Source organism: Streptomyces sp. SM18 (genome assembly GCF_002910775.2).
Taxonomy (GTDB): Bacteria; Actinomycetota; Actinomycetes; order Streptomycetales; family Streptomycetaceae; genus Streptomyces; species Streptomyces halstedii.
Genome location: NZ_CP029342.1, coordinates 7240439 through 7254119 on the forward strand (window position 1 = coordinate 7240439; position 13681 = coordinate 7254119).

General features: G+C 71.8%; 13 protein-coding genes. 5 read left to right on the forward strand and 8 right to left on the reverse strand.

Annotated features, from left to right (window positions below):
- Positions 1-58: 58 nt before the first annotated feature.
- The 3 genes from B9S64_RS32190 to B9S64_RS32200 all read left to right on the forward strand — a co-directional run bounded on the left by B9S64_RS32190 (position 59) and on the right by B9S64_RS32200 (position 2099).
- Positions 59-439: a hypothetical protein gene (locus B9S64_RS32190; RefSeq protein ID WP_103491650.1), complete on the forward strand. Its 381-nt coding sequence runs from the start codon at positions 59-61 to the stop codon at positions 437-439.
- An 80-nt stretch (positions 440-519) separates the two neighbouring features.
- Positions 520-1434, forward strand: a complete 915-nt coding sequence (locus B9S64_RS32195; RefSeq protein WP_103491649.1) for a metallophosphoesterase — start codon at positions 520-522, stop codon at positions 1432-1434.
- Positions 1431-2099, forward strand: a complete 669-nt coding sequence (locus tag B9S64_RS32200; protein WP_103491648.1) for a 4'-phosphopantetheinyl transferase — start codon at positions 1431-1433, stop codon at positions 2097-2099. The genes B9S64_RS32195 and B9S64_RS32200 overlap by 4 nt, the downstream gene beginning before the upstream one ends.
- A 138-nt stretch (positions 2100-2237) precedes the next feature.
- Here B9S64_RS32200 and B9S64_RS32205 read toward each other — a convergent pair whose 3' ends face one another.
- Positions 2238-2612: a tetratricopeptide repeat protein gene (locus tag B9S64_RS32205; RefSeq protein ID WP_103491647.1), complete on the reverse strand. Its 375-nt coding sequence runs from the start codon at positions 2610-2612 to the stop codon at positions 2238-2240.
- Positions 2613-2733: 121 nt separating this feature from the next.
- Here B9S64_RS32205 and B9S64_RS32210 point away from each other — a divergent pair, with 121 nt between their 5' ends.
- Complete coding sequence (locus B9S64_RS32210) at positions 2734-3699, forward strand: pirin family protein (RefSeq protein WP_103491646.1); 966 nt, start codon at positions 2734-2736, stop codon at positions 3697-3699.
- A gap of 1337 nt (positions 3700-5036) precedes the next feature.
- Positions 5037-5525: a hypothetical protein gene (locus tag B9S64_RS32225; RefSeq protein ID WP_103491643.1), complete on the forward strand. Its 489-nt coding sequence runs from the start codon at positions 5037-5039 to the stop codon at positions 5523-5525.
- A 324-nt stretch (positions 5526-5849) separates the two neighbouring features.
- On the opposite strand, the gene B9S64_RS32230 is transcribed toward B9S64_RS32225, so the two are convergent.
- The 7 genes from B9S64_RS32230 to B9S64_RS32260 are packed head-to-tail and all read right to left on the reverse strand — an operon-like array spanning position 5850 to position 13183.
- On the reverse strand, positions 5850-6626 hold the full coding sequence (locus tag B9S64_RS32230) for a PIG-L deacetylase family protein (RefSeq protein WP_103491642.1): 777 nt from the start codon (positions 6624-6626) through the stop codon (positions 5850-5852).
- Positions 6599-7555 carry a glycosyltransferase family 2 protein gene (locus B9S64_RS32235; RefSeq protein ID WP_308460758.1) on the reverse strand — a complete coding sequence of 319 codons (957 nt, stop codon included), beginning with the start codon at positions 7553-7555 and terminating at the stop codon, positions 6599-6601. Before B9S64_RS32235 ends, B9S64_RS32230 begins: the two co-directional genes overlap by 28 nt.
- A gap of 26 nt (positions 7556-7581) precedes the next feature.
- Positions 7582-8442 carry a hypothetical protein gene (locus B9S64_RS32240; RefSeq protein ID WP_258317592.1) on the reverse strand — a complete coding sequence of 287 codons (861 nt, stop codon included), beginning with the start codon at positions 8440-8442 and terminating at the stop codon, positions 7582-7584.
- A gap of 2 nt (positions 8443-8444) precedes the next feature.
- On the reverse strand, positions 8445-10814 hold the full coding sequence (fxlM, locus tag B9S64_RS32245; protein WP_103491640.1) for a methyltransferase, FxLD system: 2370 nt from the start codon (positions 10812-10814) through the stop codon (positions 8445-8447).
- A 31-nt stretch (positions 10815-10845) separates the two neighbouring features.
- Positions 10846-12228: a phosphotransferase gene (locus tag B9S64_RS32250; RefSeq protein WP_103491639.1), complete on the reverse strand. Its 1383-nt coding sequence runs from the start codon at positions 12226-12228 to the stop codon at positions 10846-10848.
- Positions 12225-12347, reverse strand: coding sequence for a hypothetical protein (locus B9S64_RS34695; protein ID WP_258317593.1), 123 nt, complete (start codon positions 12345-12347; stop codon positions 12225-12227). The genes B9S64_RS32250 and B9S64_RS34695 overlap by 4 nt, the downstream gene beginning before the upstream one ends.
- Positions 12344-13183, reverse strand: coding sequence for a methyltransferase domain-containing protein (locus B9S64_RS32260; protein ID WP_258037890.1), 840 nt, complete (start codon positions 13181-13183; stop codon positions 12344-12346). Before B9S64_RS32260 ends, B9S64_RS34695 begins: the two co-directional genes overlap by 4 nt.
- Positions 13184-13681: the final 498 nt, after the last annotated feature.

The following is a 13681-nucleotide window of genomic DNA, read 5'->3' on the forward strand; positions in this document are numbered from 1 at the left end:
AGAGCCGGCCGGAAACCGGAGACCGGGAAGCAGAGAGCCGAGAGCACGGAGGACGACGATGGACACGGTCCGCATCTGGGAAGACCCGACATCCGCGCTGGGTGAGGACGTGGTCGAGTACGGCGTGGAGGCGGCGGACGGCAGCCTCGGAACCGTGGTGAGGCTGTCGCGGATCCCGGGGTTCGACCATCTGGTGGTCGACGCGGGTGTGTGGAAGTTCGGCCGGAGCGTGGTCGTTCCGGCGGGTCTGGTCACCGAGGTGGACAAGGCCGGGCGAACGGTCAAGGTCAGGTGCGGCAAGGACGAGATCAAGGCGGCACCCCGCTTCGAACGCGACAACGACACGAGTGACCTCTTCTATCTGCGGAGGCTGGGCACGTACTACGAGTCCCTCATGGCGGCGCGCACGGGCGAGGTACGGGACGCCGAGGACGGGTGACGGCCGAGGGCGGCGGGCGCATGGACAGGAAACCTTTCGAGGCCGCCTGACAGGACGCCACGGGACGGTAGATTCGGCGCATGAGCCCGAAGAGCGCTTCCGCCCCCCGGCCTCCCGACGGACGGGGCCGGCTCCTCGCCGTGAGCGACCTGCACGTCGGAATCGCCGACAACAAGCCGGTCGCGGACCGGCTGCGCCCGACGTCGGACGCCGACTGGCTCATCGTCGCGGGCGACGTGGCGGAGCAGGCCGAAGAGGTCGAGCGGGCGCTGGAGACGCTGGCCGGCCGGTTCGCCCACGTGGTGTGGACCCCCGGCAACCACGAACTGTGGACCCTGGACAAGGACCCCGTACGACTGCGCGGACAGGAGCGCTACGACCATCTCGTCCGGGTCTGCCGCGAGCTCGGTGTGACGACGCCCGAGGACCCGTACCCCCGCTGGCAGGGGGAGGGGGAGGACGGGCCCGTGGCGATCGCCCCCGTGTTCCTGCTGTACGACTACACCTTCAGGGCCCCGGGCACCTCCACCAAGGAGGAGTCCCTGGCCCGCGCGCACGAGGCGGGCGTCGTCTGCACCGACGAGTTCCTGCTCCACCCCGACCCCCACCCGTCCCGGGACGCCTGGTGCCGGGCGCGGGTCGCCCTGACCGAACGACGGCTGGCCGCCCACGATCCCGAGGTCCCCCTCGTGATCGCGGGCCACTGGCCGTTGGTGCGTGAACCCACCTCGGTGATGTGGTACCCGGAGTTCGCCCAGTGGTGCGGCACCGAACTCACCGCCGACTGGCACCGCCGGTTCAACGTCGCGGCGGTGGTCTACGGTCACCTCCACATCCCCCGCACCACCTGGTACGACGGTGTGCGGTTCGAAGAGGTCTCCATCGGCTATCCGCGCGAGTGGCGCAAACGGGGGCACCCACGCGGACTTCTGCGGCAGATCCTCCCGTACGACGGCACGCGGGAGGCCCCGGCCGTGACGGAGGACGCGTCGTGATCGAACGGCTGCTGCCCGCGTACGTGGCGTGCGCGGACACCCACGAGACGGGAGCCGAGGGGGCGGCGGGCCTGTACCCGGAGGAGGCCGCGCTCATCGAGCGCAGCGTGGACCGGCGGCGGCACGAGTTCACCGCCGTACGGGCCTGTGCGAGACGGGCGATGTCCGCCCTCGGGCTGCCTCCGGCGCCCGTGCTGCGGGGCCATCGCGGTATGCCTCTGTGGCCCGAGGGGACCGTGGGCAGCATGACGCACTGCGACGGCTACCGAGCGGCGGTCCTGGCGAGGGCGTCCGACATACGGGGGCTCGGCATCGACGCCGAACCGGACGAGACCCTGCCGCCCGACGTGTGGCCGGCCGTGTCGCTGCCCTCGGAACGGCGGCGGATCACTCCTGACGCGGACGCCCCGTCGCCGCACTGGGACAGGCTCCTCTTCAGCGCCAAGGAGAGCGTCTTCAAGGCGTGGTTCCCGCTCACCCGGATCGAACTCGACTTCGCGGAGGCCGACGTGAGGTTCCACCGGGACGACGACGCGGCGATGGAGGGCACGTTCACGGCGGAGCTGCTGCGCACCGCGCCCGGGATGCCGCGTGTGTTCGAGGGGACATGGCTGGCAGACAAGGGCTTCGTCGTGACGGCGGTGACGCTGCCCCACGTGTGGTGACGTGCAGCCCTGCGGCAGGCCGCGGCCCGGTGTGACGCGGCTCGGCGGCGGTGTGACGCGGACCGGCCCGGTGTGACGCGGACCGGCCCGGCGGCCTCCGTGGGTCGCCGCCGGGCCGGTCCGTACGCACCTGTCCGCCTACCGTGCCGTCCGCCCGGACCCGGACGGCACCGGACCGAAGTCCCCGGCCAGAGCGGCGGCCATACGCAGATGGGTGGCCGCCTCGGTGTTCCGGCCCTGGCGCTCCAGCGTGCGGCCGAGCATCAGCCGCGCGTAGTGCTCCACGGGGTCGCGTTCCAGCACGGCACGCAGCTCCGCTTCGGCCTTGGCCAGGCGCGCGGAGTGGTAGTAGGCGCGCGCCAGCAGCAGGCGCGGGGCGACCTGCTCGGGCGTCTCCTTCACGAGCCCGCCGAGGATCCGCGCGGCGGTCATGTACTCCTTGGCCTCGAAGAACAGGTTCGCCCGGTCCCAGCGGTCGGCGGGCGTACCGAACTCGTAGTAGGTCTCGTCCACTTCTCCTCCTTGACCGGAACGGCTCACGGTGGTGTCAACACCGTGAGGTAGTTTAACATTCCACTAAATTTTCGGCGTGGGGACCACCGCTCCGCGTCCGCACGGGAATAGGTTGAGTGCCATGAGCAATCTCGATCGCCAGGCCACACCCACCGTCTGCGGAGGGCGCGGCTTCGTCGTCGCCGAGCCGGTGCGGGAGCTACTCTCCCCGCGCCACGTCCGGCTCGGGGAGTCGACCGAGGTCCGCCGGCTGCTGCCCAACCTGGGCCGGCGCATGGTGGGAGCCTGGGCCTTCGTCGACCACTACGGCCCCGACGACATCGCGGAGGAGCCGGGGATGCAGGTCCCCCCGCATCCCCACATGGGTCTGCAGACCGTGAGCTGGCTGCATGACGGCGAGGTGCTGCACCGCGACAGCCTGGGCAGCCTGCGGACCGTCCGGCCGAGGGAGCTGGGGCTGATGACGTCGGGCAGGGCCATCAGCCACTCCGAGGAGAGCCCGAGGCCACACGCCAGGTATCTGCACGGCGCCCAGCTCTGGGTGGCCCTTCCCGACGCCCACCGCAGCGTGGAACCGCACTTCGAGCATCACGCCGATCTGCCGACCGTCACGGCGCCGGGCCTTACCGCGACCGTGATCCTGGGCGAACTGGACGGCGCCCGCTCGCCCGGTACCGCCTACACCCCGATCGTCGGGGCGGACCTCTCCCTCACCCGCGACACCGAGACCCGGCTGCCGCTCGACCCCGACTTCGAGTACGCCGTGCTCTCGATGTCCGGCGAGGCCGAGGTCGACGGGGTCCCGGTGCTGCCGGGCTCGATGCTGTACCTCGGCTGCGGCCGCACCGAACTGCCGCTGCGCGCGGCGTCCGACGCGGGGCTGATGCTCCTGGGCGGTGAACCGTTCGAGGAGGAGATCGTCATGTGGTGGAACTTCGTCGGGCGTTCCCACGAGGAGATCGAGGCGGCCCGGCTGGACTGGATGGAGGGCCCGCGCTTCGGCGAGGTGAAGGGCTACGACGGCGCCAGACTGCCCGCTCCGGCGCTCCCGCCGGTGGCGCTGAAACCACGAGGAAGGGTGCGCTGACCTGGAGTGACGTGTTCTCCGGCGCTCCCTGTCGCGTGCGCTCGCTGCCTCCCCCCGCCCGCCAGTGCGGCGGAGGGGCGCGGCTGCGCCTCCCGTAGGTCGATTCCTAGTCGCGCGCTACGACAAGCGCTTCCTGCCGCACACCGAGGTCTCCTACCTGTACACCCCGGGGAGCGAGCCTGTGGTCTTCGAGGTGGACGGCATCCGCATCGGCTGCGCGCTTTGCGTCGAGGCGAACTTCCCGCCGCTCTTCGCCGAGTACGAACGCCTGGACGTCGACTGCGTCCTGCTCTCCGTGATGGTCGACGACGCGCCGCGGCCCGGGTCGCCCAAGCCTACGGAACTCTCTACAGCTACTGGCTCGGCCACTCCATCCCGGCCCAGTTCAGCACCACGGTGCCGTCCGGAATCGTGGCACCCGGTGGCCGGTGGCTTGCGCAGTGCCCCGCCGACGGGCAACCCGCTCTGGCGGTCGCGGACATCAACCTCGACTCGACTGACCCGGACATCGACGTGGCCCTCCGCTACGCCCGGCCGTGGCGCCGTTCGGCACAGAACGGGCTCTACGACGACCATCGGGTATCAGGGGATCCGCGAAGCGACGCCCACATCGCTTTCTGAGGCCGCCGCCCTGTCCTCCAGAGCCTCTCGGCGAGGCCCGAGGCCCGAGGCCGGCCTTCTTCAGAAGCCGGATCTGTCCGGCGAGGTCCTGGCCCTTGCTGGAGACGCGGGCGTAGCCGATGCGGTCGCCGGCCCTCGTGAGGAGTTCCGGGTCGAGGTCGGGTGCGGGGCCGGCTGCCGGGTGCGGCCGGGGCCGCGCGCGGCGGGTATGCGGATCGCGGGTCCGGACTTCAGCGTGAGGATCTTGGCGTAGCGGCCGGTGTGGTAGTCGACGGCGACGACACCGGAGTTCGCCCGGGCACACCGACCCGGGCGGTGCCCGCACCGCGGGCACGGCTCGCGCTCGATCAGCTCGGCGCGGGTGATCTCGTCCAAGCCGCCGTCCACGCGTTCCTCTCCCGCTTGTCCGCTCGACACGGACCGTCCCGAATATTCATCCCGCTTCTCAGGCACGTCCACGAGTTCCGGGAAGCCTTTCGGGACATCTCCGCTGATCCCGGCGGAGGTCTACGCTGACCTTCTGAACAGCGGTGATGCGCTGACCGGTTGAGCTCGCCATCGTTTGACGACACATGAGACCCCCTTGAGGCGCAGGCAAGTCTGCAAGGCTGCCTCGATGGCGATTGGGCCTTTGTCGTTCCCCACTCACGTATCTCTTCGCCTCGATACGCTGCATTCTTCCCGCAACACCGTGCACATCACTCCGAGGGGGGCCCATGCGCGCTCGCTCTGTTGTGGCTATCGCCGCTGTGTTCTGCCTGCCGCTGACAGCCTGCAGTGACGACATCGAGGCCAAGGAGAGCGGCAAGCCCACCCAGTCCGCTTCAGTTGGCAGTGGCGGTGACACCAGCAACGCCACCCCTACTCCAAGCGTGGGGGACTCCGCACCCGATGATGTCGCTGCGCTGAAGACGGCCGCCCTTGACTTCGCCCGAGCCCGTATCGAGAACGACATCAGTGGCTACGACCTGCTCTCCAAGCGGTGCCAGGTCGATCTCTCCAGGGCCGACTTCAAGGCAGTGTCTGAGAACACCCATCCGGACTACCGGCATCTGACCATGCAGAACATTTGGATCTACTGGTACGACGACGACCGCACCCAGATCAGCATCAGAGGGAATGACCCCGAGGACATAGGTAAATACCCCGGAGTGCTCGACACGTGGATCCGCGAGGACGGCGCCTGGCACTGGGATGACTGCTGACCGACACACCGGGACACCGCCAGGGCCGCCACGGCTGCTGGCGCTCACCTTTGGCCGTCGTCGTCCTCGTCCAGTTCCGGCGCGTCCGGGTCGCGCAGCGGACGCAGGGCGCCGGCCGCCGGGACGCTGGCGGTGAAGCTGCAGCGGCAGAGCAGGTTCAGGTTGCCAACACCGACACCCCGGGCAGCAGCACCGGTTGCGGCGCAACCGGCCCGCCGCGTGGTCCTCGTCGGTCATCTTCGTGCCGGGCGGCGGGGCGGGGGAGGGCGTGTGGTCATCTGGTTTCCGATCGTGCGGGCGGGACCTTGCGGATGGTGGGCCGGGTCAGGCGACGAGCCTGTGCGGCTCGCCCGGGGCGGGGCCGAGGGAGAGCCGGGTGAAGTGCTCGGTGCTGATGATGTCGTTGCGTTCCGGTTCGGTGAGGCGGGCGAGCAGACCGGGCAGGGGCCGCGCGCGGGCGGCCTCGCTGCGGTGGGCGCAAATGGCCTCCCACTTCACCGCGGCCCACGGTGAGACGTCGACGCTCGTGGTCACGTACGCGTCCGGCAGCGTGAGGAGCGTCTTGCCCACGCTCCGAAGGAGCGGGCCGAGCCGGCCGACGCCGGATTCCGGGTGCGTGGCCGCGTACAGCGCGGCAGGCTGCCAGGGCTCCCCGGCGTCGGGATACAGGTGCGGCAGTCCGGCGGCCTCGACTGCGAGGAGGGTGATCTGGTGGGCGCGCCGGTGGTCCGGGTGCCCGGTGAGCTGGCCCAGGGCGTCGTGACCGATCACGAGATCGGGCCGGACCTCGCGGATGTGTGCGACCAGTCGTCCGACGGCTTCGTCGAGGGGCGCGTCGACGAGGCGGACGGCGCCGTCGGGGGCCGAGTCGGTATTGCGGGCATCGGCGTAACCGAGCAGCCGCGGCGCCCCGGCACCCAAGACGGCGAGAGCGTCGGCGAGTTCGGGAACTCGGTGGCTGCTGGCTGTCCAGGTGGTGGTGACGACGCAAGTGCGGGCACCGGCGGTGTGGTGCTGTGCGAGCACACCGCCGGCCAACAGGCTCTCGTCGTCGGGATGGGCGAACACCCCCATCAGCGAGGGCAACGGCGGTTGGTACATGGTGAAGAGGACTCCTCGTAGGGGCGGATGGGGCGGAGGGTCAGATGATCGGCGGCCGCCCGGCGGCGGTGAGTCGGTGGACGGTGCGCCAGCTCATCGGGCGCCGCCGCTGCGTACGCCGGCTTGTCCATCCTTCGCGCATGCCGCGCAGGGTCTGGCTCAGTCCGCCGCGGCGCCCGGCCCGGGCCAGGGTGATTGTGGTCCAGGCGCTCAGGTGGAGGGGAAGGAGCAGGGCGGGGAGGTTGCGGTGGGCGATCCAGATCCGGTTGCGGGCTGCGAGCCGGTGGTACAGCGCGTGGCGGGCGGGCGGGTTCGGTGAGGGGGTGGTGCATGCGGATCGAGGCCGCGTACCAGCCGCCCCAGCCCGCCTCATACAGCCGCCAGGCCAGGTCGACCCCCTCGTGATACAGGAAGAGTCGCTCTTCCCACCCGCCTACCGCGTCGAAGGCGTCGCGCCGGATCAGGACGACGCCTTCGGTCATCGAGGCGACCTTCCCCGGCTGCCCCGGGTTCGAGGCGCGGAGCCGGGGGACCCAGCGGCGCGGCGTGGCCGCATCGTCCGGGCCGGTCAGCCGGGGCTGCACCCAGGCGGCTTCTGGATGCCGTTCGGCCTCGGCGACGAGCCGAGCGAGGACGTCCGCACGGGGGAAGCCGGCGTCGTTGTCGAGGAAGTACAGCCACTCGGCCGGATCGCCCGCCTCGTGCAGCGCGTGGGCGCCGGCGTTGCGACCACCTGGGATGCCGACGTTCCCGGGCAGGCTCACGGTGAGCGCATCGGGTGGCACGACCTCGGGCGTGCAGCCGTTGCCGACCACCACCACCCGCACGTCGACGCCGCTCTGGGCACGAAGTGTCGCCTGCGCGGCTGCTTCCTCCGCAGGGCGATCGTTCATGGTCAGAACGACGACGTCGACGCGCGGGCGGGACATGGGTTCCTCCAGGCCGTCGGGGCCGGTCAGGGTGTGGGGACGGGGATGCCGGTCAGGTGCTTGGCCTGACGGGCGACGAGCGGGGCGAGGTGGGGGTGAACGCCCCGGGAGCACGCCTGGAGGAGCTGCCCGAGGGCAATGAGCTCCCCGGCCCGGCCGGCGTCCGTGTCCAGGACGTGGCCGAACTCGAGCCGGATCCGGGCGGCGGTCGCCGGCGCGGCCAGCGAGTACGCGTGAAGTAGCCCCAGGTCGTAGCCCACGGGCAGCCGGCCCCAGTTCTCCCAGTCCAGCAGGACCAGGGGCGCGCCGGTAAGGTTCGCCCAGTGCAGATCGGCGTGCCCGGTCGTCGTCTCACGGATCCGGACGGGGTCGATACCGAGGAAGCGGCGGAAGTTCCGGTCGACCCAGTTCTGCCGTACCGATTCCCGGTCGGTGCTCACCGTCGCGAGCGTCCCGAGTGCGGACCTCAGCTCCGCCCACCACGAGTCTGGCAGAGCGATGTCCTGGTCGAGCGCGGGCGTGCCGCTGGTGACCGGCTCGATGGAGACGTGCTCGGTGAGCTCCGCCCGGTAGGTGACGTCCCGGGAGGCCCAGTCGAGAACGCCGCGAAGCCGTGGCCGCGGCACCGACCGGGGTACGTGCGTGTCCGCGGTCGCCGTCCCCTCCCACAGCCGTCCGCCCGCCTTGCAGGCCTCGGCGGAGACGATGCGCAGCCAGCAGTCCCCGGCCCGGTGCCCCAGGGTGCGGCCCTGCCACCCCCATACCTCCGGCCCTGATGCGGACACCCGGAACTGCATGGCGGCGACCGCGTGTGCGCGCCGCATCCGCTCGAGCTCGTCGCGCTCCGTCGGGGCGACGAACACCGCCTGTCGCACAGCCCGTCCCACCGTCACACCCCCTCCGTCACGGCGTCGGCCACCGGACGCTCAACGGGCCCGGGCAGCACAACGTCACGCCCCGGCCACCGGAACACCAAGCGGCAGTTCACCTTGTCCAAGACGTCACCGGCGGGCAGCGCATCGTCGGGCGTGCCGGCCGGGTGGACCGACAGGACGGGATCGGCGTGCTCGTCGTTGGCCTCGGCGCGGATGTGCCGGTCCCAGGCCAGCACCGTGGCCACCAGCCGCTCGGCAAGCTCGGGCCCCTGCTCGCCAAAGGCGTACGCGAACCACTCCCACTCCTTGTCTTCCCGGCGGTGGCTGTCCTTGGTCTGGACGTGGATCAGATAGGCCAGCGAGGCCTCGCCGAGGAGCGCGGGGGCGTCGCGGTCTTTCGCGATGCCGGTCACTGCCTCGGCGGACTCCTGGTGGGCGGCCAGCCGGCAGAAGCCCGGCACAGTGGTGGCCGCGAACAGCTGAAGGGAGCCGAAGTAGGAGTTCGCGGCCCTCATGGTCACGCCGGTCGCGACCTCGTACCGCCGCCCGCGCAGCGCCTCCTCCAGGCCCTGAGTGCCGACAGCGGGGCCGTCGTCGAAGCGCAGAGTCAGCGCTCCATCCAGCAAGGGGACGGTCGGGGCCGGGCGGCCCTGCTGACCCTGGTCGCGGACGAAGCCGCAGTAGGTGAAGCGGCGGGCGTGCAGCACCTCACCACGCCTCTCGAACTCGATCGCCCGGGTGTACCCGCCCATCTCCAGCGGCATGACCAGGCGCCCGCCCTCGGCCAGCTGATCGCGCCAGGCGGGGGAGATGTCCCAGCAGTTGTAGGTGATCACGCTGCCGTCGAAGCCGCCGCGGGGCACCAGGTGGGCGGGCGCGCCGAGGGCGCCGTCGGCTTCGACGGCGGTGACACGGCCGCTGCCGGCCTCCGCAAGGAAGGCGCGGGTGCGGCGGACGACCCACGGGTCGATGTCGACGCTCACCACGCGACCGTCGGCGGCGTGGGCGATCAGCTCCGCGTCGTAGCCACCTGACCCCGCCTCGAACACGATCGCACCCGGCCGAAGACGTAGGCTCTCGATCATGTCGGCCTGGAGCCAGGCCGCGGACACCGAGCTGATGGCCGTCCCGGTCGCGTCGCGCCGGGTGATGACGGCCCGGTCTCCACCGTCGTACGCGGCTGCCAGGTTCGCTTCCGGGGCGAAGCGGTGGCGGGGCACCGTGCGAAGCGCGTCGCGGACGGGCTCGGACGGGGCCCAGCCGCCGTCGATCACCGTCTGGGCCATCGCCTGACGCAGCCGGACGGCCTCGTCCGGCTCACCCGGCACAGGCGGCCGCTCGGTGGCGAGCGGGTAGGAAACCACAGGCGGTAGGCCCGGGATGACGCCGGGCCACACGCTGTCGATCGCGAGTGCGGCCGGGACGAAGATGTCTCCGACACAGGCGAGAGCGTGCAGGTCGAAGAACTCCCAGCGGTCGAACTTGTCCGCCTCCACGGTGGTCAGAGTTCCCGTCCACGTGGTGATACGGACAACGGCCGTGAGCCGCGGGATGCCGTGGCTGTCGTCGACCAGCATCGTCACCACGTGCGCGTCGCTCGGGTTGGCGACCAGGCCGGTCTCCTCGGCGAGTTCGCGCACTGCTGCGGCGGCGAAGTTCTCCGGGCCGGTGGTCTTGCCGCCGGGCAGCTCGAGCATGCCAAGGCGGGAGCGGCCCAGAAGGACCCGGCCGGCGTCGTCGGTGACGACGGCGAGGGCGCCGGTCAGGGCGTGGCCGGTGGTCGGTCGCTTCTCGACGGCCCGGGTGTCGAGGTGGCATGGCCCGCGCAGCACCAGGAAGGCCAGTCCGTCCGCGTCCAGCCGCTCCACCGTCTCCCAGTCGGCACCGAGCAGCGTGATCTCGTCCTCGTCCAGGGCGATCCCGCGTCGCTCCGACGGCGTGTTATCGACGGTCGGGGTGATGACGACGAACGCGCCGCCCTCGCGCAGCCGCTCGCCCAGCCCGTGAGCAATCCGGCCGCGGTCCCTCACGAACGGATACGCCAGCCGCATCGTGATCAGGTCGTAGCCCTCCTCGTGCAGCAAGGCGGGGTCGTCGCGCTCGATGTCCAGTTGCAGCCAGCGCACACCCTCGATGCCGGCGTGCTCCTCCCGGGCCCGGGCGATCGCACTGTCCGTGAAGTCGACGGCGTTCACGGTGTAGCCGGCCCGGGCCAGGTGGGCGGCCAGCTCCCCGGTCCCGCAGCCCACGTCCAGGGCCAGGCCTCCGCCCTCGGGTACCGGGACGTGCTCGGCAAGGAGCTCCTGCTCGCGCTCACCGAGCCGGCGCCACCCCTTCCCCCCGCGGTAGTGCTGCTCCCATTCGTCGCGCTCTGTGTACGTCAAGGTGCTGCTCCTCGTGTCGGGCGGGCGGGGGTCAGGGACGCTGTTCGGTGCGCAGCCGGGTCAGGGTGCGCAGGCCGCGCTCCACCAGCTCGGGGTCACCGTGGGCGGTGCCGTAGGCGATGCCGGAGACGGCGTCGAGGACGGACAAGACCGTGAACTGGGCCTCTTCCTCAGGCTGGAATCGACGGCCGTAGCCGTCCAGCAGGGCCTGGAAGAGGTCGGGCCGGCCGTGCCAAGCGTCGGAGAGCCGTACGAAGTCCCGCACGGCCGGGCCCGGTTCCGACCGTTCGAAGTCGATCACGTAGAGGTCCTCGGCCCTCTCGTCCCAGCGCAGATTGCGAAGCTGGAAGTCACCGTGGGTGGGCACGATCTCCACGGGGGCCAGGCCGGTGGACCTCTCGGCGGTGGCGCGGATGAACTCTTCGTCGCCTGGCGCGAGATGAGGCAGGGCACCGGCCAGATGCCGCTCCAACCTCGCCAACGGCAAGTTGTCGGCGGCCGGGCGGGGCGGGGTGCTGTGGTGGATGGACGCGGCGAGCCGCCCGATGCGGTGGAAGATCCGCCGCTGCTGTTCAGGCGGGTGGACGGCGCCGTGCAGGGTGCGTCCGCCCACCGCGGTGAGTACAACGGCCCTCAGCGCGGGGTCGGCGGCCACCAGCCGGGGCCCGGCCGCACCGAGGCCGGGGACCCAGCTGCGGAGGGCATCGACTTCACGGTGGTGGAAGCGGTCGTTCTGGTGGATCTTGACGTACCACTCGCCGCCCTCGGCGCCGCCCGCCCGCCACACGCGGCTCTCCTCCCGCACCCAGGACACGTCCGTCCACGCGGTGACCCGACCGACCGCCTGCTCGACGAACGCGCGCACCGCCCGCTCCGGGACCGCGCCGCGCCCGCGGGGGCCCGGGATAAGGATCAGCCGGTCGACGGACCGGTCGTAGGCGATCGGGTCGCCGGGCTCCTGGAAGTGCACGGCCATCCGCGCGCCGGACCGGTAGGCATCCAACCCGGCCCGGCAGTACGCCACCATCGGCTCCGGCAGAGCATCGAAGGAAAACCACCCCATGGCGTCGCACACATCGGGCTCCATGACCTCCGGGGTGCCCTTCCACCGCCGCACCTCGAAGAACACCCCGATCTTGCCATCGCCAGCGGGGGAGCGGTGATGCACGGTGACGGCCGCGCGGAGATCGGCCGGGTCGACGACGACACCGGACTCCTCCCGGGCCTCGCGCACCAGGGCGGCGACCATGTCCTCCCACGGGCCGTCCAAGTGCCCGGACACGAGAGGCCACCAGCCCGCCGCGTACACATCATCGGCCCGCCGGGACATCAGCACCTCGGGCCCCGCCGCGCCGTCGCGCACGGCGATCAGGTGGACGTCGAGCGGCTCGGTGTGCCGCTGGGCGCCGCTCACACTGTGCCGCCGGGGCGGCGCGCGAGCAGCACGGTGAACACCGCGTCCTCTTGCAGGACTCCGCCGTCGGCATGGTCCTGGAGCAGGAGGAGAGCGGCGGTTAGGCCGGGGCGGATCATCGTGCATCTCCAGTCTTACCGGGGGAAAGCTTCCAGGTCAGTGCGCCGTTCGGGCTGGTGGCGCGCTGGCCGTCGTCGGCATCGAAGTGGAGCCGGAAGGCGCCCGGTGCACCGGCCGCCCGCCATCGGTCGGCGACATGCGGGATCTCCGCCCAGATGTCCCGGGGCCCCGACGTCGTCACGTCCCACCGGCGGTAGCCGACGGCCCGCACGCGCATCCACGACCGGCACTGGGGCGCGCCGATCGTCAGGTCCTCGGCGCCGAAGTGACGCACCAGCCCCGGATACAGGTGGTCCAGGGCCAGCCACATGCCGCGCGCCGTGTCGGGCGGTGGTGCGAGCATGCTGCGCTGCTTCCATCCGTCGGCCGTGGCGATCTCCGCACGGAAGGCGGCGGACAGGAACAGCCGGTCGAAGCCGGCACCGGCGCGGTGACCGAACTCAACCGCCCGCAGCTGGGCCTCCACGCTCCCGTCCCGTCGTCGTTCGATCACGGCCAGACCCGGCCACGAAGGCGACGACGTGCCGAGCGTCATCAGCGCGCGGCCGCCCGGCGCCAACTGCTCCACCAGGGCCTGTGGCACGTAGCGGACGGCGAACGAGACGAAGATCCGGTCGTACGGGCCCGCAGCGGCCCACCCGGTGGTGCCGTCCCCGGTCACCGTGGCCGGCCGGTAGCCGAGGGCGGACAGCCGCTCGCGGGCGGCCGCGGTGACGTGCGGGTCGATGTCGAGGGTGACGACGCCCTCGTCGCCGCACACGAAGCAGGCCGCCGACGCGGTCACCCCCGCGCCGGTCCCCACGTCCAGCACCCGCTGACCGGGCCGCAGGTCCAACTGCTGCAGCAGGGTCCGCGGTCAGGCTCATCGTGCTCGACATGGCGGTCATCACGCCCCCGCGGCGCGGCCCGGGAGGTCGGCCGAGGATCGGCTCGCCGTCGTGCTGGATCGAGACGCTGTCCCCGCTGTGCAGCCGCCCCAGCAACTCCTCCCGGTCGGCCGGACGGGAGAAGTCCAGCAGATCCCACCACGGCGGCGTCACGTCGGGGGCGCTGCGCCGCACGTACGCCTGGGGCATCAGGAGCTGGCGCGGCAGCGCGAGCAGCGCCTCTCGCACCGGTCCCGGGCCGAGGGCCCCGCTGTCTTCGAGCCGGGCGACCATCGCCGCCCGGGCCGCCCCAGCCTCCCCGGTGTCGGCGCCGCGCTGGGCCGGCAGGAGGGGCGCGGCGGGTGCGGTGGGGTCGCTCAGCACAGTGCACTCCAGGGGATCGGGCGGGGAAGCAGCGGGCGGCGCCGCCGAGTTCGGCACCTCGGCCACGAGGCATCGCCTCCGAG

Coding starts and splice junctions, on each gene's coding strand:
- B9S64_RS32190 (WP_103491650.1), top strand. CDS start 59: ATGGACACGGTCCGCATCTGGGAAGACCCGACATCCGCGCTGGGTGAG.
- B9S64_RS32195 (WP_103491649.1), top strand. CDS start 520: ATGAGCCCGAAGAGCGCTTCCGCCCCCCGGCCTCCCGACGGACGGGGC.
- B9S64_RS32210 (WP_103491646.1), top strand. CDS start 2,734: ATGAGCAATCTCGATCGCCAGGCCACACCCACCGTCTGCGGAGGGCGC.
- B9S64_RS32225 (WP_103491643.1), top strand. CDS start 5,037: ATGCGCGCTCGCTCTGTTGTGGCTATCGCCGCTGTGTTCTGCCTGCCG.
- B9S64_RS32230 (WP_103491642.1), bottom strand. CDS start 6,626: ATGTACCAACCGCCGTTGCCCTCGCTGATGGGGGTGTTCGCCCATCCC.
- B9S64_RS32235 (WP_308460758.1), bottom strand. CDS start 7,555: ATGTCCCGCCCGCGCGTCGACGTCGTCGTTCTGACCATGAACGATCGC.
- B9S64_RS34695 (WP_258317593.1), bottom strand. CDS start 12,347: ATGATCCGCCCCGGCCTAACCGCCGCTCTCCTCCTGCTCCAGGACCAT.